The organism is Candidatus Nitrotoga arctica, from assembly GCF_918378365.1.
GTDB classification, from domain to species: domain Bacteria; phylum Pseudomonadota; class Gammaproteobacteria; order Burkholderiales; family Gallionellaceae; genus Nitrotoga; species Nitrotoga arctica.
Map to the genome: position 1 here is coordinate 1,779,374 of NZ_OU912926.1, position 22,982 is coordinate 1,802,355.

Sequence of the window (22,982 nt, forward strand, 5' to 3'; positions counted from 1 at the left end):
TCCGAGATAAATACGAGACAAGATGCAAGGAATAATGGGCTTTATTTATATAAGCCATTGTTTAATTGGCGTCCCCAACGAGATTCGAACTCGTGTTACCGCCGTGAAAGGGCGGTGTCCTAGGCCTCTAGACGATGGGGACTAAAGGGCTTGATGATGCCATTTTGGTGGAGATAAGCGGGATCGAACCGCTGACCTCTTGCATGCCATGCAAGCGCTCTCCCAGCTGAGCTATACCCCCAAAATGTGCGCGCATTATAATGATCGAGGCTATCCTTGTAAAGCTGAATACCCGGTAAGTGTCAAAGATGTCGTGCTATACGCGCTAATACGACCTCGCGCGAAAACAGCATTAATACTGCATCTACCGAGGGTGTCTGGGTTTGCCCAGTGAGCATTACGCGCAACGGCATCGCCAACTTAGGCATTTTCAAACCATGTTTACTTACAATTTCCTTGATCGCGGTCCCAATCGCCACAGCTTCCCATACGACATCTTTTAGGCGCTCCGCAAGTTCACGCAAAGCAGGTATCGCTTCAGCAGATAGTTGGGCATTCAGCAATTCCTGATTGGGATGCAAGTCAATATAAAATACTTCTGCTGCATCCGCCAATTCATTGAGAGTTACGACTCGTTCTTTATAAAGGGCAATTATGGCTTCTAGAGCAGGTACGGCGCTCACCAATACGCCCCGTGCTTCCAAGCGCGGACGTGTTAACGCAACAAGCCGCGTATTATCGGCCTGCTTTATGTAGTGCTGATTGAGCCAGTTTAATTTCTCTGTATTAAATTGTGCCGCAGATGGCGTGATATGGTCGAGGTCGAACCACGCGCAAAACTGCTCCACCGAAAAAACTTCATCATTACCGTGCGACCATCCCAGTCTTGCCAGGTAATTAATCACTGCCTCCGGCAGATAACCCTCTTCGTCATATTGCATCACACTAACTGCACCATGGCGCTTGGACAGTTTCTGCCCATCGTCACCCAATATCATTGATAGATGTGCGTACTGTGGCACATTGGCGCCCAATGCCTTGAGGATATTAATCTGACGCGGGGTATTATTGACATGGTCATCGCCGCGTATTACGTGCGTAATGCCCATATCCCAATCATCTACTACTACACAAAAATTATAGGTAGGTGTGCCATCGGCACGGGCAATAATGAGATCATCTAGCTCTCCATTGTCAAATTCAATGTGCCCTTTCACCAAATCTTTCCACGTTACCAATCCTCTAGCAGGATTCTTGAAACGCACCACTGGCATCGTTTCAGCAGGTGGTTCAGGCAGTATCTTGCCGGATTCTGGACGCCAGTGACCGTCGTAACGTGGTTTTTCACCACTTGCACGTTGGGCCTCACGCATAGTTTCCAGTTCACTTGGCGAGGTGTAACAGTAATAGGCTAATCCCTGCGCCAGCATATGCTGGATCACCTCTTTATATCGTCCCATACACTGCATTTGATAAAACGGGCCTTCGTCATAACTCAGATTAAGCCAAACCATGCCATCTAGAATGGCTTGTACCGCCTCAGGTGTGGAGCGTTCTACATCAGTATCTTCTATGCGCAAGATAAAAGTGCCACCATGCTTGCGGGCATAAGCCCAAGAGAATAGTGCAGTGCGGGCGCCGCCGATATGCAGATAACCCGTGGGGCTAGGCGCGAAACGAGTACGTATGGTCATAATTTTTAATCAGTAATTTTAGTCACGAACAGGATACACATTTTACGCCACCTTGCCGCTCGCACTACTATCAAAGTTAGCATCAAACAGATTTACCCGGTACTGCAGCACATAAACTGTCCGCTTTTGATTTCTCTATATTTACCAATGACGGCCTCTAATTTTCGCAAGCTGGCGAATGTTCCACGACGTAGGCGTAGCTTGCTGCTCACTTTTGGTCCAACATTTGAGCTTGGCTTGGAATTCGGTTATGATGGTATGCTTTATATAGGCGCGTAGCTCAGCTGGTTAGAGCACCACCTTGACATGGTGGGGGTCGTTGGTTCGAGTCCAATCGCGCCTACCACTGAATTTGTAGTATAATCAGTGGCTTGCCGTATATAAAACAGACCATAAGTTTTCTTTTACGGACTTATTCAGCACCCTCTCCTCACACATCCATTGTCCGATACTGGCCACTGCAATATTTAAAATCAATTTATCATTACAATCATTCCGTCAATCCTGTAATGCTTCTTTCTGTCGTGCTTCTGCGTAGCCGCGGGAATAGATAATTTCCATCAATTCCAGCTTTTTTTAGTCAGCCCTTAATCGTGTCAGGTACAAGAGTTAAAATCTCGTGAATGAGTCGCTTTAAAAGCTTTTTTCCATATTTGACCGGCCAAATAGATGCAGGAATCCTGCATAAGCTTACCTGATTAGCCACGAAACTCAGCAGGCTCATGTGGTGAGCCTGTAGAGGCGGATAATAAGCGCATACCGACAAGAGGAGACGCGCGATGGGGATCAACAAGATTCAGTTTCAAAAAGGTCTGTCGATGACTGGATTCATGGAAAATTACGGAACGGAGGATAAATGCCACGCAGCATTGGTTGCTTCGCGCTGGCCTGCCGGGTTTGTTTGTCCGAAGTGCGGGGCGGTACGCACCATAGCACCTTCGAGCGCAAGGGACTGCATTACTGGCAGTGTTCGATGTGCCGAGAACAGACCACTGCAATCTGCGGGACGATTTTCCACGCCACGAAGCTGCCCCTGACCCACTGGTTTTTGGGTATGCATCTGTTGAGTCAATCGAAGAACAGCATATTGGCGCTGGAACTCAAACGTCATTTGGGGGTACGCTACAAGACCGCCTGGCTGTTGAAACACAAGCTGATGCAAGTCATGACGGTGCGGGAAGAATCGCGCCAGCTCGACGGTCGCGTTGAGATCGACGACGCTTATCTGGGTGGGGAGTTGCCCGGCGGCAAGAGCGGCCGGGGCTCGGAGAACAAGGTGCCCTTCATCGCTGCGGTGCAGACCACTGAAACTGGCCATCCGCTGTTCGTTTGCCTGACCAGGCTGAAATTTACCAAAGACGCGATTGCCCAGTGGGCGAAGAAATCGCTGTGCGCGTCGGTTAATGTCATTTCCGATGGATTGGGGTGCTTCCGAGCCGTCACAGAATCTGGAGCCACTCACGAGCGCACCGTCACCGGCGGCAGTACTGCCTGCGTAAAGCTGGAGCAATTTCGCGCGGTCAATACCCTCTTAGGCAATCTGAAGACGATGTTCTCTGGAACCTACCATGCGTTCGATTTCTCCAAGTACGCCCATCGTTACCTCGCCGAGTTTCAATATCGATTCAACCGCCGCTTCGACCTGTCTGTCATTCTGGTCAGACTGCTTCGGCATCATCCGTCACTTCGCCCTATCCTGTGCGCCTCATTCGCGAGGCTGAGCATTGTGGCTAATCAGGTAAGCTTATGTTCACCCGCTTCTTTCCCGATCGTATTTTTATAATTTTTTTTACGTGCTTTATAGATGAAGAGGAGGGAGATAAAAAAACCGCTCACTTCCCTCGGAGGAAGTGAGCGGATAAGGAGCACCATTTATGAAGCCCTCTGCTTAATGCGCATCAGGGGAGACTTTCGAATTACAAATAATCAGAAGATGAGTTATTTGCACTCTAATTGCAAAAGCAGAGAACATTTGTATTGCACATCAATGCAAATGATTCGTATATGCAATTGTACAAAGTTAGCCGCTTCGCAGTTTTATGATTGGAAAAAACCGAAGAAACCGCACACAATAAAATGGTTTCTTCGGGGCAATTTAAACTGACAACGGTTAAAGTTTTCTCATTAATTAAATTTTTTAATTCTTTAAACGCGTTTTGCCTTATTCCCTAACAAGTCAGAGAGTAGAAATTTTTATTTGTACATCGCGGATGTTTCCAGCTTGAGTAAACATTGCTCTATTTTGTGATTCGATTGCCACTTACAGCAGTGATGGAATATAAAACCACGGGGCGTTTTTTGTCTATGCAACCTTATGACTGGACTTTTTATGCTGGTTGGACAAAGCGACATAAGCTGCAAAGCCTGTTAAAATCCGCAACTTGATTGTTAATCACCATTGGAGAAAGTAGCATGGCTGTTGAACGTACCTTGTCAATTATTAAACCAGACGCCGTCGCCAAGAATGTTATTGGTCAGATTTACACACGCTTTGAAAATGCTGGATTAAAAGTGATTGCGGCACGCATGGTGCAGATGTCGCACACCGAAGCAGAAAACTTTTATGGCGTACATCGCGAGCGTCCATTCTTTAAGGATCTGGTAGGTTTTATGATTTCTGGTCCAGTGATGGTGCAAGCATTGGAAGGCGAAAATGCGATTGCAAAAAATCGTGATTTAATGGGAGCCACGGATCCGAAAAAAGCTGATAAGGGTAGTATCCGCGCAGATTTCGCTGACAGCATTGATGCCAATGCAGTACATGGTTCAGATTCATCGGAAGCTGCCGCAGTGGAAATTTCTTATTTCTTTCCTGATCTGAAAGCTTCATAAGTTAACCCGTTCTTCTGCAAGTCATTTATGGTTGCTATGTAAGGTTTTATCTAGGCCGCTCCTTCACATTATCGTCTGTCAAATAATAGCCTGAGTCGATCAATACGCGAACTATGAAACGTTCAGGCTATTATGGACGTAAATCCGCGCTAATTTAAGAGCCCCAATAAGAAATTCAATATTTGTCATCCTCGCCATCGCGGGATGGCGTAATTTTTCAAGGTCATCATGAATGTCCGAAAACCTTCTTAACTTTGATGTGCAGCGGCTTACCGCCTGGTTTGCTTCAATGGGTGAAAAACCCTTCCGTGCACGCCAGATATTGCGCTGGGTGCACAAAATGGGTGAACCAGATTTTTCAGCGATGACCGACATTGCTGCTTTGTTGCGCGAGAAGCTGCAGCAGCAAGCTTATGTGGCTGCACCACAGGTGATGCGCGACGAAATTTCTGCAGATGGCACGCGTAAATGGTTGCTGGACGTTGGTACGGGCAATGCAGTAGAAACAGTTTTTATTCCAGAGGCGGGGCGCGGCACACTATGTATCTCTACTCAGGCAGGTTGCGCGCTTAACTGCTCATTCTGTTCGACCGGTAAACAAGGTTTCAACCGTAACTTGGGCGTGGCCGAAATTATTGGTCAATTGTGGTGGGCTAACCGTCAGATTGGCAAAGATTATGATGGAAAATGGCCAGTGACCAATGTGGTGATGATGGGTATGGGCGAGCCGTTGCTAAATTTCGATAATACCGTAAGCGCCTTGCGTCTGATGCTGGACGATAATGCTTATGGCTTATCTCGACGTCGGGTGACTTTATCCACTTCTGGCATCGTACCGGCGATGGACAGGCTGCGTGAGGAATGCCCCGTAGCGCTGGCGGTGTCGTTGCATGCATCCAACGACAGCTTGCGCGATGTGCTGGTGCCGATCAACCAAAAATACCCTTTGCGCATATTACTGGCAGCATGCCAGCGCTATCTGGAACGCGCCCCACGTGATTTTGTCACCTTCGAGTATGTGATGCTGGAAGGTGTGAATGACAGCGTACAACAAGCGCATGAACTGGTTGCGTTGGTGCGCGATGTGCCATGCAAATTTAATCTGATACCGTTCAATCCTTTTCCGCAAACGCATTACCGCCGATCCAAAGCCGACGCTATAGCCCGGTTTCGCGACGTACTGGTGCAGGCCGATATTGTTACTACTATCCGCAAAACACGCGGTGATGATATTGCTGCGGCCTGCGGACAGTTAGCTGGACAGGTACAGGATAAAACCAAAAGAACGCACCGATTATTAGAGATCCGCACATGAAATTATTTTCACGCATGGGAGGGTTGAGTTTTTTTCTGCTTGCTTTAAGCACGGCAGGATGTGTTGCGCAATCCGATGGCGGATACGGCGGTACGCCGCAGCATAATATTTCGCGGGAAGAGGCCAGCGCCAAAATACATACTGAATTAGCTGCACAATATTACGACCGGGGCCAACTCGGGGTGGCATTAGAAGAGGTATCTTTGGCTCTGTATTCTAAATCCGACTACGCACCGGCTTACAACGTGCGCGGCCTTGTGCGTATGGCTTTGCATGAAGATCAGCAGGCAGATGAGGATTTTCAGCACAGCTTACGTTTAGATAGCACAGATTCAGAGGCGCATAACAATTATGGCTGGTTTCTTTGTAACCGAGGCAAGGAACTGGATTCCATCAAACACTTCATGGCAGCGCTAAAGAATCCACTTTATTCTACTCCGGGGAAAGCTTATTTAAATGCAGGCTTATGTTCTATAAATGCTGGCAATGTGAAAGACGCTGAAGAATTTTTACAAAAAGCGCTAACGGCCCAACCTAATATGCCGGAAGCACTGCTGGGTTTGGCCAATCTATACTTTACTAAAGCCGATTATGCCGGTGCAAAATCTTATTTCATGACCTTTAAAAGAAACAACGTATCTCCTTTGACAGCTGAAAACCTATGGCTGGCAGTGCGTATTGAACGTAAGCTGGGTGATAGAATCGCGGAAAATAACTACGCGATGCAATTACGTAAAAATTTTCCTGATGCGCGTGAAACTCAGCTAATGCTGTATAGACAATAGTGGATAATTCGTCGGAAAATACTTTAGGCAATGCCTCCAGCAGCGTTGAGGTACGGCCTTTTAGCGTGGGAGCAGTGCTGCGTGAAGCACGCGAGCGACTCGGGCTGAGTGTTGCTGATGTGGAAAGTCGTCTCAAGTTTGCATCACGCCAAATTGAGGCACTGGAAGCGGACAATTTCACTCGTTTGCCGGAAATTTCCTTTGTGCGCCGCTTCGTACGCAGTTATGCCAAGCTATTACAATTGGACCCTACTCCCTTGCTGGCATCACTGCCAGTAGAACCGGCGCAGTCCTCGCTGCATACTGCAAGCGTTGCGATTGACGTGCCGTTCCCAAATATCTACGCAACGCGCAGAATCAATATCATCTGGTTGTTGACCGGTCTTATTGTCATCGCGATCATATTGGTACTCTTTCTGTTGTTAAACCGCGGCATGCCGATTATGCAGCAGGCTACGATGGAAACAATAGAATTGCCAACCGTCATGCCTATTCCAGCTTCTAGGGTGATCGCAGCAGCACCGCCTGATATGCTCGCTGTATCCCCGAAAGTCTCCACTGCTACCAAAATCATACAAACAGAATCAAAGAGCGCATCTAAGCAATCCACTTCTATTCGGCTAAAGTTTGATGCAAATTCTTGGGTGAAAGTAACAGACAATGACGGCAAGATATTACTGTCACAACTTAATTCGAGCGGCAGCGAACAACATCTGAAAGGCAAGGCACCGTTTTCCGTGGTTATTGGTAATATCAGCGGAGTGCGCCTCTATTATCAAGGGAAGCCTGTTGAACTCGCGCCCTTTAACAATGGCGGAACCGCGCGCCTCACGTTGGAGTAAATATGAGCCAGCATTCCATTATTCCACGTCGTGCGACGCAACGTGTCATGGTAGGTAATATCGCCATAGGCGGCGGTGCCCCTATCGTTGTACAGTCAATGACCAATACTGATACCGTGGATGCCGCAGGAACTGCGCGCCAAGTATTTGAGCTTGCACAAGCTGGTTCCGAGTTAGTGCGCATTACTGTCAATACCGCCGAAGCTGCCGCACAGGTACCCCACATTCGCGAGCTGCTCGACCAAAAGGGCTGTAATGTACCTTTGGTGGGCGATTTTCATTACAACGGCCATCGTCTGTTAACAGATTTTCCGGAATGTGCCCAAACACTGGGAGGATACCGGATTAACCCGGGCAATGTCGGTCGCAACCGTAAGGGTGAAGACCAATTCGCTATGATGATAGACGCTGCCTGCCGTTATTCTAAGCCGGTGCGTATCGGGGTGAACTGGGGGAGCCTGGACGCTGATTTGATCGTGCGCATGATGGATGAAAACGCTAAATCACCCCAACCGAAGGAGGCTGCGGCAGTAATGCGTGAAGCGCTCATCGTGTCTGCACTGGATAGCGCTCAGCGTGCCGAGAAACTCGGTTTGCCACATGATCGAATCGTGCTGTCATGCAAGGTAAGTGAGGTTCAAGGTTTAATCGCGGTATACCGTGAACTAGCACTGCGCTGCGATTATCCGCTGCACTTGGGGTTAACCGAAGCTGGCATGGGATCCAAAGGTATTGTCGCCTCCACCGCCGCGCTGGCCGTGCTACTACAGGAAGGGATAGGAGATACCATACGTATTTCTCTCACCCCGGAACCGGGTGGTGACCGTACGCAGGAGGTCATCGTGGCGCAGGAAATTTTGCAAACGATGGGGTTGCGCTCCTTTACACCTATGGTGATTGCTTGTCCCGGCTGCGGGCGCACCACCAGCACGGTTTTTCAAGAATTAGCGCAAAGTATTCAATCTTACTTGCGCGAGCAAATGCCGGTGTGGCGCGAGCAATACAGCGGCGCTGAAGAAATGACAGTGGCGGTAATGGGTTGCATCGTGAATGGTCCGGGAGAAAGCAAGATGGCCAACATTGGTATCAGTCTGCCCGGCAGTAACGAGCATCCTGCAGCACCGGTATATGTGGATGGTCAAAAAGTTGTTACTTTGCGTGGTGATAATATTGCCAACGAGTTCAAGCAGATCGTGAATGATTACGTGGCGCGCAACTACGCGCGACGTGAAACGGGTCGCCCTCATTCTAAAACTATACCGATCCATGTAATAAATTAAGCGTCAAATAATTGAAAGCAGCCCTCAGACAGTGCAAATGTACAGCGTAGTAGGCCGAAATCCACTAGCTATACATTTTAATGACGGCTGCTTTAATCAGTCATAAGTGAAGTAAAGGTTAATCGTTTTATGAGCAGCAATTCTCCATTGCAGGCCGTGCGCGGCATGAATGACATCTTGCCGGAAGAGGCACGGCTTTGGTTGTGGTTCGAGGATACAGTGCGTGACTGGCTGGAAGGTTATGGTTACCGCAACATTCGCATGCCGTTGCTGGAACATACGGCGCTATTCAAACGTGCGATAGGCGAAGTGACCGATATCGTAGAAAAAGAAATGTACAGCTTTGAGGATAGTCTCAATGGCGATCAGCTCACGCTTCGCCCGGAAGGTACGGCTTCCTGCGTGCGCGCCGCACTGCAACACAGCCTGCTGTACAATGCGCCGCAGCGTTTGTACTACAGTGGCGCGATGTTCCGCCACGAGCGTCCGCAGAAGGGGCGTTACCGTCAGTTTCACCAGATTGGTGTGGAAGCATTGGGTTTCGCTGGCCCGGATATTGATGCCGAACAGATTGTGATGTGCGCGCGCCTGTGGCGCAAACTGGGCCTGCGCGATATCACGTTGCAACTCAACACGCTAGGTGATATAGCTGCACGACAACGACATCGCGCCAAGTTGATAGCCTATTTCGAGCAGTACAGTAGTGTGCTGGATGAGGATGCAACACGCCGTTTGTACACTAATCCATTACGTATTCTTGATAGCAAAAACCCGGCTATGCAAGAATTGATTATGGCCGCGCCCAATCTGATGGAGGAACTGGAAGAAGATGCGCTTAAGCATTTCGAGACGGTACAAAAAATTTTACAGCGCCATGAAGTGGCATTTGAGATAAATCCACGCTTAGTGCGCGGGCTGGATTATTATAATCGCACTGTATTCGAATGGATTACCACTCGCCTCGGCGCGCAGGGCACTGTCTGTGCTGGCGGTCGTTTTGATGGTTTGATTGAGCAAATCAGTGGAAAATCTGCACCGGCCACCGGTTTTGCCATGGGCATTGAACGCTTATTGGCACTGTTGCAGGAAGATGGTATGAACACTCCGCCGGCCCCTCTAGATGTGTATGTGGTGCATCAAGGTGAGATGGCAGATGGCATGGCGAGCTTGGTAGCAGAGCGATTGAGGGATTCTGGACTGCGCGTTTTGTTGCATTGCAATGGGGGGAGCTTTAAGTCGCAGATGAAAAAGGCAGATGCCAGTAATGCATGTGCTGCAGTTATCCTCGGCGACAATGAGGTGAGCACTGAGCTGGCCACTCTCAAGCCGTTACGCGGTGGCGAACAAATGCAGGTGGCATTTGACGACTTGCCAGCCAAAATTAATGAATTGATTAAACAAGGATAGAAAAAATGGCAGTACTCGATTTGCAGGAACAGGAGCAGGTAGATGCGTTTAAGGCATGGTGGAAAGATAATGGCAAGTGGCTATTGATAGCATTGGCCTTGGCTTTAGGCGGTTTTGCTGCAATGCAGGGCTGGCAGTTCTATAAAGAAAAGAAAATGGCGGATGCCAGCACTTTGTATGCTGAACTTGAAAAACAGCTCGCCAGCAACGATCCCAAGCGTATCAATGATGCCGAGCAAGCAGTGATCGACCAGTACGGTTCTACCGCTTACGCGCCGCGAGCAGCTCTGTTGGCGGCACAGGTTAATCTTCAGAATAAAGATGTGGCGCGCGCTAAATCACAATTAGAGTGGGTGATCAAACATGCTGACGAGACCGGGCTACAGAACGTAGCGCGTCTCAAATTAGCTAGTGTATTACTGGATGAAAAAAATTATGCTGATGCACTCAAGCTGCTGGACGCAAAGCATGCTGACTCTTTCATGGGTTTGTATGCCGACCTCAAGGGTGACGTACTACATGCACAAGGTAAGGCTGACGAAGCACGTGCCGCTTACCAGCTTGCATTCAATAAAACTGATGCCCAAAGCAAGTATCGCAATCTGATCCAAATGAAACTGGATGCGCTTGGAGGCGCTAAATGATTATTCGCATTGCCGCGTTGCTGTTACTTGTAATGCTAGCAGGCTGCTCCACCGTGTCTGGCTGGTTTGCCAAAGACAAGACCGGCAATGAGCCCGCAAAGCTGGTTGAATTCAAGCAGACTGCTACGTTTAATGTGCGCTGGCATCTCAAAATCGGAGGGAGTGGCAATTATATACTTCAGCCTGCCGTAACGAGTGATGCGGTGTATGCGGCCAATACCAAGGGGGAGTTATTTCGATTCGATCCTGCAACAGGTAAACAGGTATGGCGTGTCGACAGTGGCTTCGCCATTTCTGCTGGGGTAGGGGCGGGCGAGGGCTTCGTGCTGGTCGGTGGTGGTAAGGGTCAATTGGCAGCCTTTGCGGTGGATGGTAAATTGATTTGGAAAACGAAAGTATCCAGCGAAGTGCTGAATATAGCAAAAATTGTCGATGGTATGGTCGTGGTGCGTACCGCTGACGGCCGACTTTCTGGACTAGACGTTACGGATGGCAAGCGCCTATGGTTGTATGAACAGTCCGTACCCCCGCTGATTGTGCGCAGCCATGCGGGCGTGGCAATTGAACGTGGCACCATATTCGGCGGATTCGCCGCTGGTAAATTAGCGGCAGTTAGCTTGGGTTCTGGCATTGTCATATGGGAAACAGTTGTGTCTCAACCGCGTGGTAACACGGAACTGGAGCGCATCAGCGACATCACCAGCTCGCCGGTGCTAGATGACGACCAGGTTTGTGCAGTGGCATTCCAAGGGCGTATTGCATGTTATGGCCTGGCACAAGGTAATTTACTATGGAGCCGGGACATCTCCAGCGATAAAGGCATGACTCTATTTCATAATTATCTCTATATTACGAATACCAGTGGCGCTATATTAGCGATGGATAAAAGCAGTGGAAGTTCATTTTGGAAAAATGAACAACTATTCATGCGCCAAACGTCGGCACCCTATGCATTCGGAGATCATCTGACGGTGGGCGATTATGAAGGTTATCTGCATGCGCTGAGCCGCGAGGATGGCAGCATGGCGGCAAGACTCAAGACCGATGGTAGCGCCATATTGACTGCTCCGATGGAGTTAGATGGTGGTCTGCTGGTACAAACCCAAAAAGGCAGTTTGTATTCGGTGACTCTCCATTAAGTTTTTGCTCCTAATTGAAAGTCTGAAATGTTACCCACGCTAGTTTTAGTTGGTCGTCCCAATGTGGGGAAATCCACTTTGTTTAACCGCCTTACACGTAGCCGTGATGCTCTGGTAGCTGATCTGCCAGGGCTAACGCGTGACCGTCACTATGGTCGCGGGCGCGTGGGCGAACGGCCATTTCTAGTGGTGGATACCGGTGGTTTAGAGCCAGTCGCCAAGGACGGCATTCTGTATGAAATGGCTAAGCAAACACGGCAAGCAGTAGACGAAGCTGATCTGGTGTTGTTCCTGGTTGATGGGCGTCAAGGATTAACCCCGCAGGACAGGATTATTGCCGAGCAATTGCGTAAAACTGGGCGCCCTCTGTTGCTCTTGGTCAACAAGGCTGAAGGCATGCAGCGTGCTGCTATTGTCAATGAATTTTTCGAATTGGGAATCGGCGAGCCGTTGCCAATTTCTTCGGCTCATGGTGACAATGTCACTGAAATGGTGGAGCTTGCACTGGAAGAGTTACCACTTCAGACTGAAAGTGCAGAAAATCATTCAGATCACCCGAAGATGGCTATTGTTGGCCGCCCCAACGTTGGTAAATCTACATTAGTGAATGCGATTTTAGGTGAGGAGCGCGTAATCGCCTTCGACCAACCCGGTACCACACGCGACAGCATTTATATTGATTTTGAACGGGATGGCAAGCAATATACTATCATCGACACCGCTGGGGTTCGCCGCCGTGGCAAAGTCGACGAAGTAGTCGAGAAATTTTCCGTAATCAAAACCTTGCAAGCGGTAGAAGACGCCAACGTTGTCGTTCTCGTGGTAGATGCGCAACAGACTATCACCGAGCAGGATGCGCATATCGCAGATTTCGTTTTGCAAGCTGGACGGGCATTGGTCTTAGCGGTAAACAAGTGGGACGGGCTGGACGACTACCAACGTGAGACGACTAAACGCGACATTGATCGCAAGCTGCATTTCCTCAGTTTCGCCAAATTGCATTTCATTTCTGCGCTTCTTGGCAATGGCGTGCCCGCCATATTGAAATCGGTGAATGAGGCTTATGCTGCCGCCATGGCCAAGCTGCCTACGCCTCAGCTCACGCGGGTACTTATCGCTGCAGTGGAAAAGCAACAACCTCCACGCTCACTGTTTCGTCCCAAAATGCGTTACGCTCATCAAGGCGGCAGCAATCCGCCGCTGATCGTAATTCATGGCAGCGCGCTAGACAAAATACCAGACAGTTACCGCCGTTATCTTGAGCACACTTTCTGCGCTGCTTTTAAACTGCAAGGCACTCCACTCAGAATCGAATTCAAGGCAGGCAAAAATCCATTTGCTAATAAGGCTCCCAAACCGCTAACAGAAAGCGAAGAACGTAGTGCACACCGCGCTCGTATCCGTGGGCGCAGGCTGTACGGACGTTAATTCAGACTTAATAATATTATTTTTATTGTTATCAATTTATTACGTGACGTACTTAATAAATCCATGCAACATTTCTTGGCAATTGTTGCATAAGGAAAACCTGCAACAAACTGACTATTGAAGAACAAACGTTGATCCAGCCGTAGTTATCTGAATTACGCAACAAATAAAGACATGTTTTGTATATTCTTGCGACACATAGTTTTTCTTCACTTTCTCCTGTTCAGTTCAATATTACAAGCCGCCGGCATCGTTACAGCTAACGCCGATAATTATCGTGAATTGCTTTCAAGACTGGAACCCGGCGATACTCTTTTACTGCAGCCCGGCGTTTATAAAAAAGGTTTGCCTGTGCACCAACTGCATGGGAATAAGGACAAACCCGTCATCATAATGGGCCCGACCAATGGTCCATTACCTGTTTTTTCGGCAAGACCCGGACACAATACGATCAGCATCATTAATGCCAGCTATATAGTAATCCGTAATTTGGAACTTGACGGGCAGGGCATAGCTGTGGACGGCGTTAAATGCGAAGGAAACGCTGACTGGGCTCACCACATCACGCTTGAAAATCTCGTTATTAAGGGTCATGGCAATAACCAGCAAACTGTGGGCATTTCGACAAAATGTCCTGCTTGGAACTGGGTTATTCGGAATAACATAATTTTGGGAGCCGGAACTGGAATTTATCTCGGCAACTCCGACGGAAATGCACCATTTGTGGGAGGATTGATAGAACACAATCTAATCAAGGACACGATGGGCTACAACTTGCAAATCAAGCATCAAAATACACGACCGGAGATTCCGGGTATGCCCAGCGAGCCAAGCGTCACAATCATCCGCCACAACGTTTTTAGCAAGGAGAAAGGAGCGGCCACCGCGCCATTTGCGCGGCCTAATGTGCTCGTAGGGCACTGGCCCGTGAAAGGGAATGGATCAAAAGATACTTACGAAATCTATGGCAACTTCTTTTATCAAAATACTACAGAAGCTCTTTTTCAGGGGGAAGGGAACATTGCCCTGTATAACAATCTTTTCGTCAATGATCATGGGGATGCGATTCGAATTCAGCCACACAATGATATTCCACGCGCTATACATGTTTTCTACAATACTGTTATTGCCTCTGAAACCGGCGTTTCAATCATATCAGGGCAGGGCAGCGAAAATTATGTTCAACATGTTTCCGCGAATGTAATCTTTGCTTCTAACCCTATTATGGCTAAATCGCAGGAATCCAATAGCATCGGCAAAAGAGAAGATGCAGTTAATTATCTAGTGAAGCCATTTGCCCCCTTAGGCGCTATGGATCTTTACCCAAAAGTAGAAAAGATGAAATCCCAAGCGGTTGACACCACCAATTTTCGCGTCTTTAAGGACTGGGATATAGACTTTAACGGGCGCAAGCGGAATGAGCACTCCCGTGGAGCATATGGCGGCGAGGGGATAAATTCTGGCTGGTTGCCGCAAATCGAACGCAAGCCATAATTATGGATTCTCCAAGATAGTCGTGATCTGTCGCAGATATTGCGAGAATCCACGAATTCAATTCGGAGTTAGGTACTAAATTATAATTGGAGCGGTTTTTTTACGTTAAGAATACTTGCACCAACTGGTAGCTGCTAATTGCTGTTAGATTGTGTAGCGAAACTCTTTTCATTTGGCAATTGTGTATCCGGATTTAAGCCGCTTGGCTTGGTACATGGCTTTGTCCGCGCTCTTAATCAAGTCGTCCGCAGATTTGCCATTTTTGGGGAAAATTGAAATCCCAATGCTTGCCCTTATTACGAGGTCGCGTGTACCTATATTGCATGGCTTTTGAATAGCTTTAATAATTTTTTTTGCGACCAATGTAGCGTCTCGAATGTTGTTAATCTCCATCAGCAAGTACAAAAATTCATCACCGCCGTGGCGGCTGACTGTATCATCAACACGAGTCGTCTCCTTGAGTCGCTGAGAGATGGTCTGCAACACAGCATCTCCTGCATCGTGCCCATACAGATCATTAATACTTTTAAATTCATCCAGATCCACAAACATGACTGCCAAATTCCAACCGTGTCGAGTTGCTTGCGTCAAGCCATGTTCAAGTCTGTCATTAAAAAGTACGCGGTTGGGGAGGCCAGTTAAAGGATCGTGAAACGCCGCATGGCGCGCAGATTCCTCTTGTGCTTTTACCGAAATTAACTGGTGTTCTAATCTCTCCCTCTCTATAATCTCTTCCTCTAGCGCATTATTAACTGCTGTCAGTTGTTCAGCTACATCTAGCACTTTCATTTCAACTTCACCGCTTTTTTCAAGAGCTTTTTCAACCTCTGCGGGCTGATCTTGATCTGCACGCACTTGCTTAAGAGCAATGTTCACACACGACAATTCTTCGGCACACTCCACCACAACGTCCTTTATCTGTTCGCTATGAGCTAGCGTGTTAGGTAAAGAGGGGGAAATTTTGGATTGTTTTGTCAATTGCCCAAGCTTAACTTGACCATTTTGTTTTGATTTCATGAGATTTATCATTTCAGTATTATTTATAATAATATCATTCCACACTAAGCCAATCTGTTCACTAGCACACACAAGATCAAAAACAGAAGAAACAGCCCAGACACATCAGGCAGTTTTTTAGGAATATGTACTTCGCATAATGTATATTATGTCAAATTGATAATCGAATTATCAGGAAGATTAAGAAGGTTTTTTGGAGAACTTTTGAGAAGCGCATTCCAGAAACGCTCCGCCGCTTTTTGGTTTTTCAGGTTCACCATATGACGACATAAAAGCCGGATTAACTCAGCATCAACGCTTTCAATTTGGAGGCGTTTTTTTTCGGACGCAATATAGCGGTATCGCTTGCGGATTTTAACAAGATCAAAACCCCGCGCATAACGCAAATACCAGTAATGATTTCGAATGGTAGATGTCCAAGCTGGATAGCAATTAAAATTCATGAAGGTCAACCGAAAGGAAAGGCATTGGCTATATCGGCCCCAGTCGTTTTAAATCCAGATATGATGTGTAATTGACGGATCGAAACTCAACAGCAAATGTCGACTCACTACGAGAACCCTGCCATAGCTGAACGTGTGTATTTTGCCCAGCGAGAATTAAGGCAATAATTTCACATGTTGCAAATGGCATGTCCGGCCCGAAATAGACCCCTGTCAGTGCTTCGGCCTGATAACCATAGGGCCGTGCCCGCCTGACTATGAATAACACGCCACTCTTGCTCATATGCCCAATCAATCGCCTTAGTGCAATAGAGAGTGACTATTATTGGGTCGAAGTCTTCATCGCATAGCATATGAACAATATCAAATACAGGTATATCTTGCTTGTAAAGGACCTTCTTAAGCCCTTGGAATGGATCGGCAGAGCTCTTAAATTCTAGGCAGAATCCTTTGCAATGATCTCCGTAATGGGACCACATCAAGAGGTTATCCTTCTTCTCCGAGAAACAAGAAACACCACGATTCAATAAAAATTTTTGAATTGCATCTTTTAAGACATTCTCACACGTGCGAATAAATATTTCCTCAAGTTTAGACGGTAAAGCCGTCTTGTACATTTGCCGAATATTATCCTCAAGATCAGGGTCCGCTAAATAATGGTCTCGAATTTTATTAATTTCGTCATTTGTTGGTTTTTTAAAGTTTGGCGTAAGTGCGCAGTCATAAGGGTCATTAAAATTCAGCGGAGAACCAAAATAGATAACTTGATTCTTTAGATTCTGAAGTGACTGTGCCGTAAAGGGCTCGTACTTATAAAGAAGCGTGGGAGGAGTCATAAATGAAGATATGGGGCGATGATGAAATAGGGAATATCTGGATTTCTGGAACTGCCTCAAACCTTCACGACGGACGATTTATTCAGCCTTTGCCTTTTTAACGGTTTTAATTTCCATTTTTTAAATTTGGATCTTTATTTTCTACCATCATGCTGATTAACATTTTATCTGAACCCCAGACCATATATCCAGCAGCACCGAGATTCGATAGTATGCCCTTGGTCAAAAAAGTAATATGAGCAGGATCGTGTACAAGTTCATGTCTAAGCGCGAATGTATCCTTCAAACCCTGTAAGTCATCATCACTCCATTTATATATTGTTTCTGGCTTGTCTTTTCTTCGAATCTGCCGTTCTTTTAAAGAATTCCACAAGTTTTTTTTATCTAAAAAAAGTGAGAAGACCTTTTCGATCTGTTCCGCATTCTGAAATGACTGTCCTTTGGAAACTAATTCTAATGGGTGAATATTATGCGCATAAATATCCTGCAATTCTAAAATGTCATATTTTTGGGTATGTAATAGTTTGAGTTTTGGCTCAAAAAATTCGGGTGAGCAGAATTTGAAAATGAAATCAAGCATGTCTCGGTAGTACACTTCAATTGCACTCACAGTTGATATGATGATGGATCGCTCAATTAAAGAGGCATATTCTGGCTGAATTCCTCCTTCTAGAAATTTAGTTCCAGCATCCATACATTGATCGAACGTTTCAAAAAAGTTATCAAATGGTTTTGCTATGCGATCTTTTCGAGTTTGTCGATTTTCACGTGCTCGAAGTATATTTAGATAATCCATGAATGATAGAAGTGGTTAAAAAAATTTAATGACAGAATATTACAGCCATTTTTGAGTCTCTAGCATTAAATTAAAGGTAACTAATTCTTTACTCTTTCTGGCGGCCAGTTTCCTGTTTTTTTTTGCTGTTCGTATTTTTTGTTCTCAGATGCTTGCATATCCTTATTACCTTTAAAGTGTTTATTAAAACGGGCATGGTCGCACAAACTTTCCCGCGTGAAATTGAGAAGCAGTGCCAGAAATCCATATGTTTCCTATGTCTTCGTCAGCCCATATTTTCGCCTCAACAATTCCCTGTTCTACCATTGCATCCCGAGCCTCCCTGAGCACATCAATTCAAAAAAGAAATGCAATGTAGCCAATTATTTAATAAATATTCGCACAGCTTAGAATTCGAATGATCTGCTTCTCTCCATAACTGTCTGATGAAAATCGACTAATGGGTTATTGTGGTTAAACACTAACTCCCCCACCTGAGCCACACTCGTAACTGCCGGAAAGATTCAGCATCCAGGCTGTCCGGCAAAATAATGACGCTACGCGCTAAGTACTTCCCTTGCGGCAACACATTTAGTACGGTAAGAAAAGGACTAACCAGACTATCGGCCAATACCCGGGCAGTCACTTGATTCCCATTGCGCGCAACCAACAGGATCATGTCTCCGTCCAGCAGTAGCGTTTTGTTAGAGGATAGCGCTAATAACCAGGCATCATGCCATACGTGATACAGCAGGCTGGTTAACACGAGCGAGGCCAGTAGTATCTTCGCCCATAATGGCAAAGCTAATGGAACCAGAACCGCGAGCGCAGCGCCATGCGAAGCAACCAATGCGATTGTAAAATAAATGGAAGGTTGAAGATTAAATTGCCGTTGCATGGTTACTTTTTGGCAACTCGAAATATCTTCAAGGAAAAATCAGAGCTTGGCGCCTATTTCAGGAGCGCACTTTATTTTTAAACGGTGTTGTGCTGCGACGTGAGTCTGTCTTGCGATGGGGAGCGGCGCTCATGTCAGTGCCTATTTTTTTGCTTTTATGCCCTGCATCCGTAATTCCGTTATCAAATTTTTCGGCCTTGCTTCCAGTCCATGGGGCGACTTTCTCCGTAACAGGTTTCGATTCCATGCCCACCCAGTCAAGAATTTGACTCACCTCTCCTGTGCCGAGTTCTGCCAGCGTGCCGCGCTTCAAACGAGGCGGCAGATTAACGATGCCGAAGCGCACACGTATTAAACGGCTAATGGGCAAACCTAATGCCTCGAAGGTACGACGCACAATGCGATTGCGTCCTTCCTTCAACATCAGGCGATACCAGTGGTTGTAGCCCTCCCCTCCTTCGTCGGTAAGCCTCTCGAACTTCACTGGGCCATCCTCCAAGGTGATTCCTTCCTTCACCATCAGCTCCATCTGCTCATCAGTCATACTGCCCTGCACGCGCACAGCGTATTCACGTTCTACTTCAAAACGCGGATGCATTAGTCGGTTAGCCAGATCACCAGAGGTCGTAAAAATCAACAGCCCACTGGTATTAAAATCGAGCCGCCCAATGGCAATCCATTTCATGCCTCGCAACTTAGGTAATTTGTCGAATACGTTTGCACGCTTTTCCGGATCATCGCGACTAACAATCTCGCCTTCCTGCTTGTGATACAGCAATACACGCGGCAAATTATTGTTACTTGTTCTAATGTTAACAATACGCTTGTCGGCACGTACTACGTCATCTTCGGTCACACGCATACCCAGCGTCGCCACTTCTCCGTTCACCGTTATGCGCCCAGCGGAAATCCATTCTTCCATAGTACGACGGGAACCCAAACCGACTTGCGCCAATACCTTCTGTAAGCGCTCGCCTTGTTGTTCTGGTTGCTTTACCTGTTCGTTCATCCCGTAACCTCTCGCCTTTCCAGCACGGCTTGCGCCAGCGTACCGCTATCCACATGTTCCAGTTCGCCACCCACTGGCAGCCCACGCGCGATGCGTGACACTTTGATGCCCTGCGCACATAGCAAGATAGTAATGTAGTGTGCAGTGGCATCACCTTCGACGGTGAAATTAGTGGCGAGTATCACTTCGCATGTATTTTCCTGTGCCCGCCTAACCAGCCGTTCAAGGTGCAATTCACGCGGGCCAATGCCATCCAGTGGAGAAAGCCGTCCCATCAGCACAAAATACATACCGCGATAGCACTGCGCCTGTTCCATCATGAGCAAGTCTGCCGGCATCTCCACTACACACAGCAGGCTAGCATCACGCTTGGGCGAACGGCATAAAGCGCAAATTTCTTCTTCGGAAAAATTATTACACTTGGCACAATGATGGATGCTTTCCACAGCGTGTCCAAGCGCCCGTGCCAGCCGCAATGCGCCTGGTTTGTCACGTTGCAACAAGTGGTATGCCATACGCTGCGCAGATTTAGGTCCAACACCGGGCAGACAGCGCAAGGCGGCTATCATTTCATCCAGACTGGAAAGCGTGTTCATTCAGGTACTAAAAACATTATGGTTTTCAGAACGGCAAACTCATGCCGGGCGGCAGATTCATGCCCGCTGTGAAACCGCCCATTTTTTGTTGGGTCACTGCAGCAACCTGTTTCATCGCATCATTCATTGCCGCCACGATCAAATCTTCCAGCATTTCCTTATCGTCGGATAACAGGCTGTTATCCAGCATCACGCGGCGTACATCGTGCGCACAGGTCATAACTACTTTTACCATGCCGGAACCGGCTTGGCCTTCTACCTCGACTGTAGCCAGCTCGTCCTGCGCCTTTTTCATGTTCTGTTGCATCTGCTGGGCTTGTTTCATCATCCCGGCCAATCCGCCCTTCATCATGTGCATACCCTCCTTAACTTATTGTATTGATTTAATCGTTTCTTCAAGTATCTGCGCGCCTAGTTGTGCCTGTGCCTCACGCACAAATGGGTCTTGCATAATGGCCTCAACTGCGTGCTGCTGACGTGTCTGTTTTACACGTTGCTCGACTGCGGCTGGCGTTGCCACGTTGTTCACACCTAACGTAACCGACAATCGCACTGACTGAACGAAATAGTCGGCAAGAGCAGTCTGCAATTTTTCCTGAGCCATTTTATTGGTCAACAAATGTTTGTGCTGCGGCGCTAAAATTAAAGTTAACCGCCCCTCAATAAAACTTTCCAACGTGCAATGCTTCGCCAATTCGCGCGCCATACCTTGCACATTCAGTTGTGCCAATAATGTGCTCCAATCAAGCGCCACCGAAGTAATTTCTACCGGATTGACTGGTGGGGAAATAGTCTGAATAGGTTGCGGTTGAAGTTGCTGCTTCGGTTTTGGCACAAGTGTCTCGGTAGCGTGAACTGTCGGCGGCGCAGTGACTTCAGCTGTGCGCTGTTCCAACATTGCCTTAGTGCCAGCTGGCCTAAATGCCAACATGCGCAACAAGGTCATGGTAAAACCAGCATACTCATCAGGCGCAAGGTCAATTTCATTACGCCCGTGTATGGCAATCTGATAATACAACTGGATTTCCTCCGCGCTAAAAATCTGCGCCAGTTCTAGTAAGCGCGTTCGCTCCGGCTCATCTTCTGCGATGGCTTGCGGCACCGTCTGTGCCAAAGCAACATGGTGCAACAGAGTCGCCAAGTCTTGCAAGGCAACATCAAATGCCAAACTGCGACTTTGCATATCGTCAGCAATACGCAGTAAACCAACTCCGTCCCGCGCTAGCAACGTTTGCAACACGTCATACAGATAACTTTGGTCAATCGCGCCTAACATATTACGGACCGTCGCCTCATCGATTCTGGAATCGGAATAGGCAATGGCTTGATCGAGCAAGCTTAACGCATCGCGCATACTGCCCTGCGCCGCACGGGCCAGCAATGACAGCGCAGCGATTTCAAACGTGATGTCTTCCTGCCCCAGCACATACTCCAAGTGTGTGACGATTAGTGCGGGCGGCAATTGTTTCAGATTAAACTGCAAACAGCGCGACAGCACAGTGACGGGGATTTTTTGCGGGTCAGTTGTGGCAAGAATAAATTTGACGTGTGCGGGCGGCTCTTCCAATGTCTTCAACATCGAGTTAAACGCTGCCTTGGAAAGCATATGTACTTCATCAATCAGATAAACTTTGTAGCGTCCCAATGTGGGCAGATATTGCGCGTTATCCAGTACTTCGCGCATATTATCAATCCCGGTATTAGACGCTGCATCCAATTCAATGAGATCAACAAAACGTCCACTGTCGATTTCCGTGCACGCGCTGCAAATTCCACACGGTGTGGCGGTAACGCCGTTGATACAATTCAAGGATTTTGCAAAAATGCGGGCGATGGTGGTTTTTCCCACGCCGCGCGTACCAGTAAACAAATAGGCGTGATGTAAACGGTTTTGTGTCAGCGCATTGCTTAATGCCTGCACAACATGCTTCTGCCCCGCCAATTGCGCGAAGATCTTAGGTCGCCATTTGCGCGCTAGAACAGAAGTTACTGACAAAATTTACGTTGTCTCAAAAATGGTAGGCAAGGCGAATTTGGCTAAAATTGATGCCTGGATTTGGGTGCTTAATTGAACCATTAGATAGATGCTGGAAACGATAGCCCAGATCGAACTGCTTCCGATCACCGAAACGCAGGCCTGCGCCGAGATGATCACCGAATTGAAAAGCGGTACTAAATCTACGGTCGGCATTGATATGAATATCGGAAATCAGATGAACTCCGATCCCTGCTTCCAGATAGGGCGCTAAGCCGGAAAGATTTTTCTGTTGCAAACGAAATACCGGAGTAAAACCGATATCCGTAATGTTGTGATTACTGCCCGCACTGTTTTGGCCGTTCCAACGTCCCGCTGAAGCTTCCCAATAGCCAGTCACCAACCAGTTGCCCTCGGTAAACCACTTCTTTTGCCAATCCCATTGGGCGCCGATACGCGCCATATTGGTTTTATCGCCACTTCCAATCTCAGCGGAAACACCATCTATGGCCCACACATTCCCATTTAACAATAGCGCACCGATCAGTACACAGATTTTTTTCATTGTCACTC

General features: G+C 47.5%; 20 protein-coding genes, 3 tRNA genes and 1 pseudogene. 12 read left to right on the forward strand and 12 right to left on the reverse strand.

Annotated features, from left to right (window positions below; translation table 11 throughout):
* Positions 1-66: 66 nt before the first annotated feature.
* The 3 genes from MKZ32_RS07990 to gltX all read right to left on the reverse strand — a co-directional run bounded on the left by MKZ32_RS07990 (position 67) and on the right by gltX (position 1,694).
* Positions 67-142: transfer RNA gene (locus tag MKZ32_RS07990), tRNA-Glu, on the reverse strand.
* 23 nt (positions 143-165) lie between these two features.
* Positions 166-241 (reverse strand) — tRNA-Ala (locus tag MKZ32_RS07995).
* Between the two features lie 61 nt (positions 242-302).
* The gene (gene gltX / locus MKZ32_RS08000; protein WP_239796797.1) at positions 303-1,694 is read right to left on the reverse strand and encodes a glutamate--tRNA ligase; all 1,392 of its coding nucleotides are present in this window, start codon (positions 1,692-1,694) and stop codon (positions 303-305) included.
* Positions 1,695-1,963: 269 nt separating this feature from the next.
* On the opposite strand from gltX, the gene MKZ32_RS08005 reads away from it, so the two are divergent.
* The 12 genes and pseudogenes from MKZ32_RS08005 (at position 1,964) to MKZ32_RS08060 (ending at position 14,860) form a co-directional block, all read left to right on the forward strand.
* Positions 1,964-2,040, forward strand: a tRNA-Val gene (locus MKZ32_RS08005).
* Between the two features lie 433 nt (positions 2,041-2,473).
* Positions 2,474-3,428, forward strand: a pseudogene (locus MKZ32_RS08010) (IS1595 family transposase).
* Positions 3,429-4,106: 678 nt separating this feature from the next.
* Positions 4,107-4,526 (forward strand): nucleoside-diphosphate kinase, encoded by a 420-nt coding sequence (ndk, locus tag MKZ32_RS08015; RefSeq protein WP_239798121.1) that lies wholly within the window; start codon positions 4,107-4,109, stop codon positions 4,524-4,526.
* Between the two features lie 232 nt (positions 4,527-4,758).
* Entirely contained in the window at positions 4,759-5,841 is a 1,083-nt protein-coding gene (rlmN, locus tag MKZ32_RS08020; protein ID WP_239796798.1) for a dual-specificity RNA methyltransferase RlmN, read from the forward strand.
* Complete coding sequence (gene pilW, locus MKZ32_RS08025; RefSeq protein WP_239796799.1) at positions 5,838-6,626, forward strand: type IV pilus biogenesis/stability protein PilW; 789 nt, start codon at positions 5,838-5,840, stop codon at positions 6,624-6,626. The genes rlmN and pilW overlap by 4 nt, the downstream gene beginning before the upstream one ends.
* The gene (locus tag MKZ32_RS08030; protein ID WP_239796800.1) at positions 6,626-7,468 is read left to right on the forward strand and encodes a helix-turn-helix domain-containing protein; all 843 of its coding nucleotides are present in this window, start codon (positions 6,626-6,628) and stop codon (positions 7,466-7,468) included. The genes pilW and MKZ32_RS08030 overlap by 1 nt, the downstream gene beginning before the upstream one ends.
* A 2-nt stretch (positions 7,469-7,470) precedes the next feature.
* Positions 7,471-8,748 (forward strand): flavodoxin-dependent (E)-4-hydroxy-3-methylbut-2-enyl-diphosphate synthase, encoded by a 1,278-nt coding sequence (ispG, locus tag MKZ32_RS08035; RefSeq protein WP_239796801.1) that lies wholly within the window; start codon positions 7,471-7,473, stop codon positions 8,746-8,748.
* A gap of 129 nt (positions 8,749-8,877) precedes the next feature.
* Positions 8,878-10,155: a histidine--tRNA ligase gene (gene hisS / locus MKZ32_RS08040; protein WP_239796802.1), complete on the forward strand. Its 1,278-nt coding sequence runs from the start codon at positions 8,878-8,880 to the stop codon at positions 10,153-10,155.
* A gap of 5 nt (positions 10,156-10,160) precedes the next feature.
* On the forward strand, positions 10,161-10,799 hold the full coding sequence (locus MKZ32_RS08045; RefSeq protein WP_239796803.1) for a tetratricopeptide repeat protein: 639 nt from the start codon (positions 10,161-10,163) through the stop codon (positions 10,797-10,799).
* Positions 10,796-11,938 (forward strand): outer membrane protein assembly factor BamB, encoded by a 1,143-nt coding sequence (bamB, locus tag MKZ32_RS08050; protein ID WP_239796804.1) that lies wholly within the window; start codon positions 10,796-10,798, stop codon positions 11,936-11,938. The genes MKZ32_RS08045 and bamB overlap by 4 nt, the downstream gene beginning before the upstream one ends.
* 27 nt (positions 11,939-11,965) lie before the next feature.
* Positions 11,966-13,366, forward strand: coding sequence for a ribosome biogenesis GTPase Der (gene der, locus MKZ32_RS08055; RefSeq protein WP_239796805.1), 1,401 nt, complete (start codon positions 11,966-11,968; stop codon positions 13,364-13,366).
* A gap of 189 nt (positions 13,367-13,555) precedes the next feature.
* The gene (locus tag MKZ32_RS08060; protein ID WP_239796806.1) at positions 13,556-14,860 is read left to right on the forward strand and encodes a right-handed parallel beta-helix repeat-containing protein; all 1,305 of its coding nucleotides are present in this window, start codon (positions 13,556-13,558) and stop codon (positions 14,858-14,860) included.
* A 168-nt stretch (positions 14,861-15,028) separates the two neighbouring features.
* Here MKZ32_RS08060 and MKZ32_RS08065 read toward each other — a convergent pair whose 3' ends face one another.
* From MKZ32_RS08065 to MKZ32_RS08105, 9 genes are all read right to left on the reverse strand, one after another.
* Positions 15,029-15,877: a GGDEF domain-containing protein gene (locus tag MKZ32_RS08065; protein ID WP_239796807.1), complete on the reverse strand. Its 849-nt coding sequence runs from the start codon at positions 15,875-15,877 to the stop codon at positions 15,029-15,031.
* 613 nt (positions 15,878-16,490) lie between these two features.
* Positions 16,491-17,156 (reverse strand): DUF2971 domain-containing protein, encoded by a 666-nt coding sequence (locus MKZ32_RS08070; RefSeq protein WP_239796808.1) that lies wholly within the window; start codon positions 17,154-17,156, stop codon positions 16,491-16,493.
* 106 nt (positions 17,157-17,262) lie between these two features.
* Entirely contained in the window at positions 17,263-17,952 is a 690-nt protein-coding gene (locus MKZ32_RS08075) for a hypothetical protein (RefSeq protein WP_239796809.1), read from the reverse strand.
* A gap of 460 nt (positions 17,953-18,412) precedes the next feature.
* Positions 18,413-18,829 (reverse strand): protein YgfX, encoded by a 417-nt coding sequence (locus MKZ32_RS08080; protein WP_239796810.1) that lies wholly within the window; start codon positions 18,827-18,829, stop codon positions 18,413-18,415.
* Positions 18,830-18,887: 58 nt separating this feature from the next.
* On the reverse strand, positions 18,888-19,838 hold the full coding sequence (gene rluB, locus MKZ32_RS08085; protein WP_239796811.1) for a 23S rRNA pseudouridine(2605) synthase RluB: 951 nt from the start codon (positions 19,836-19,838) through the stop codon (positions 18,888-18,890).
* On the reverse strand, positions 19,835-20,434 hold the full coding sequence (gene recR, locus MKZ32_RS08090) for a recombination mediator RecR (RefSeq protein WP_239796812.1): 600 nt from the start codon (positions 20,432-20,434) through the stop codon (positions 19,835-19,837). Before recR ends, rluB begins: the two co-directional genes overlap by 4 nt.
* Positions 20,435-20,459: 25 nt before the next feature.
* Complete coding sequence (locus MKZ32_RS08095; RefSeq protein WP_173052114.1) at positions 20,460-20,786, reverse strand: YbaB/EbfC family nucleoid-associated protein; 327 nt, start codon at positions 20,784-20,786, stop codon at positions 20,460-20,462.
* Between the two features lie 18 nt (positions 20,787-20,804).
* A complete protein-coding gene (dnaX, locus tag MKZ32_RS08100) occupies positions 20,805-22,430 on the reverse strand; it encodes a DNA polymerase III subunit gamma/tau (RefSeq protein ID WP_239796813.1) in 1,626 nt (541 codons plus the stop codon).
* A gap of 13 nt (positions 22,431-22,443) precedes the next feature.
* Positions 22,444-22,974 carry an acyloxyacyl hydrolase gene (locus tag MKZ32_RS08105; protein ID WP_239796814.1) on the reverse strand — a complete coding sequence of 177 codons (531 nt, stop codon included), beginning with the start codon at positions 22,972-22,974 and terminating at the stop codon, positions 22,444-22,446.
* Positions 22,975-22,982 lie beyond the last annotated feature (8 nt).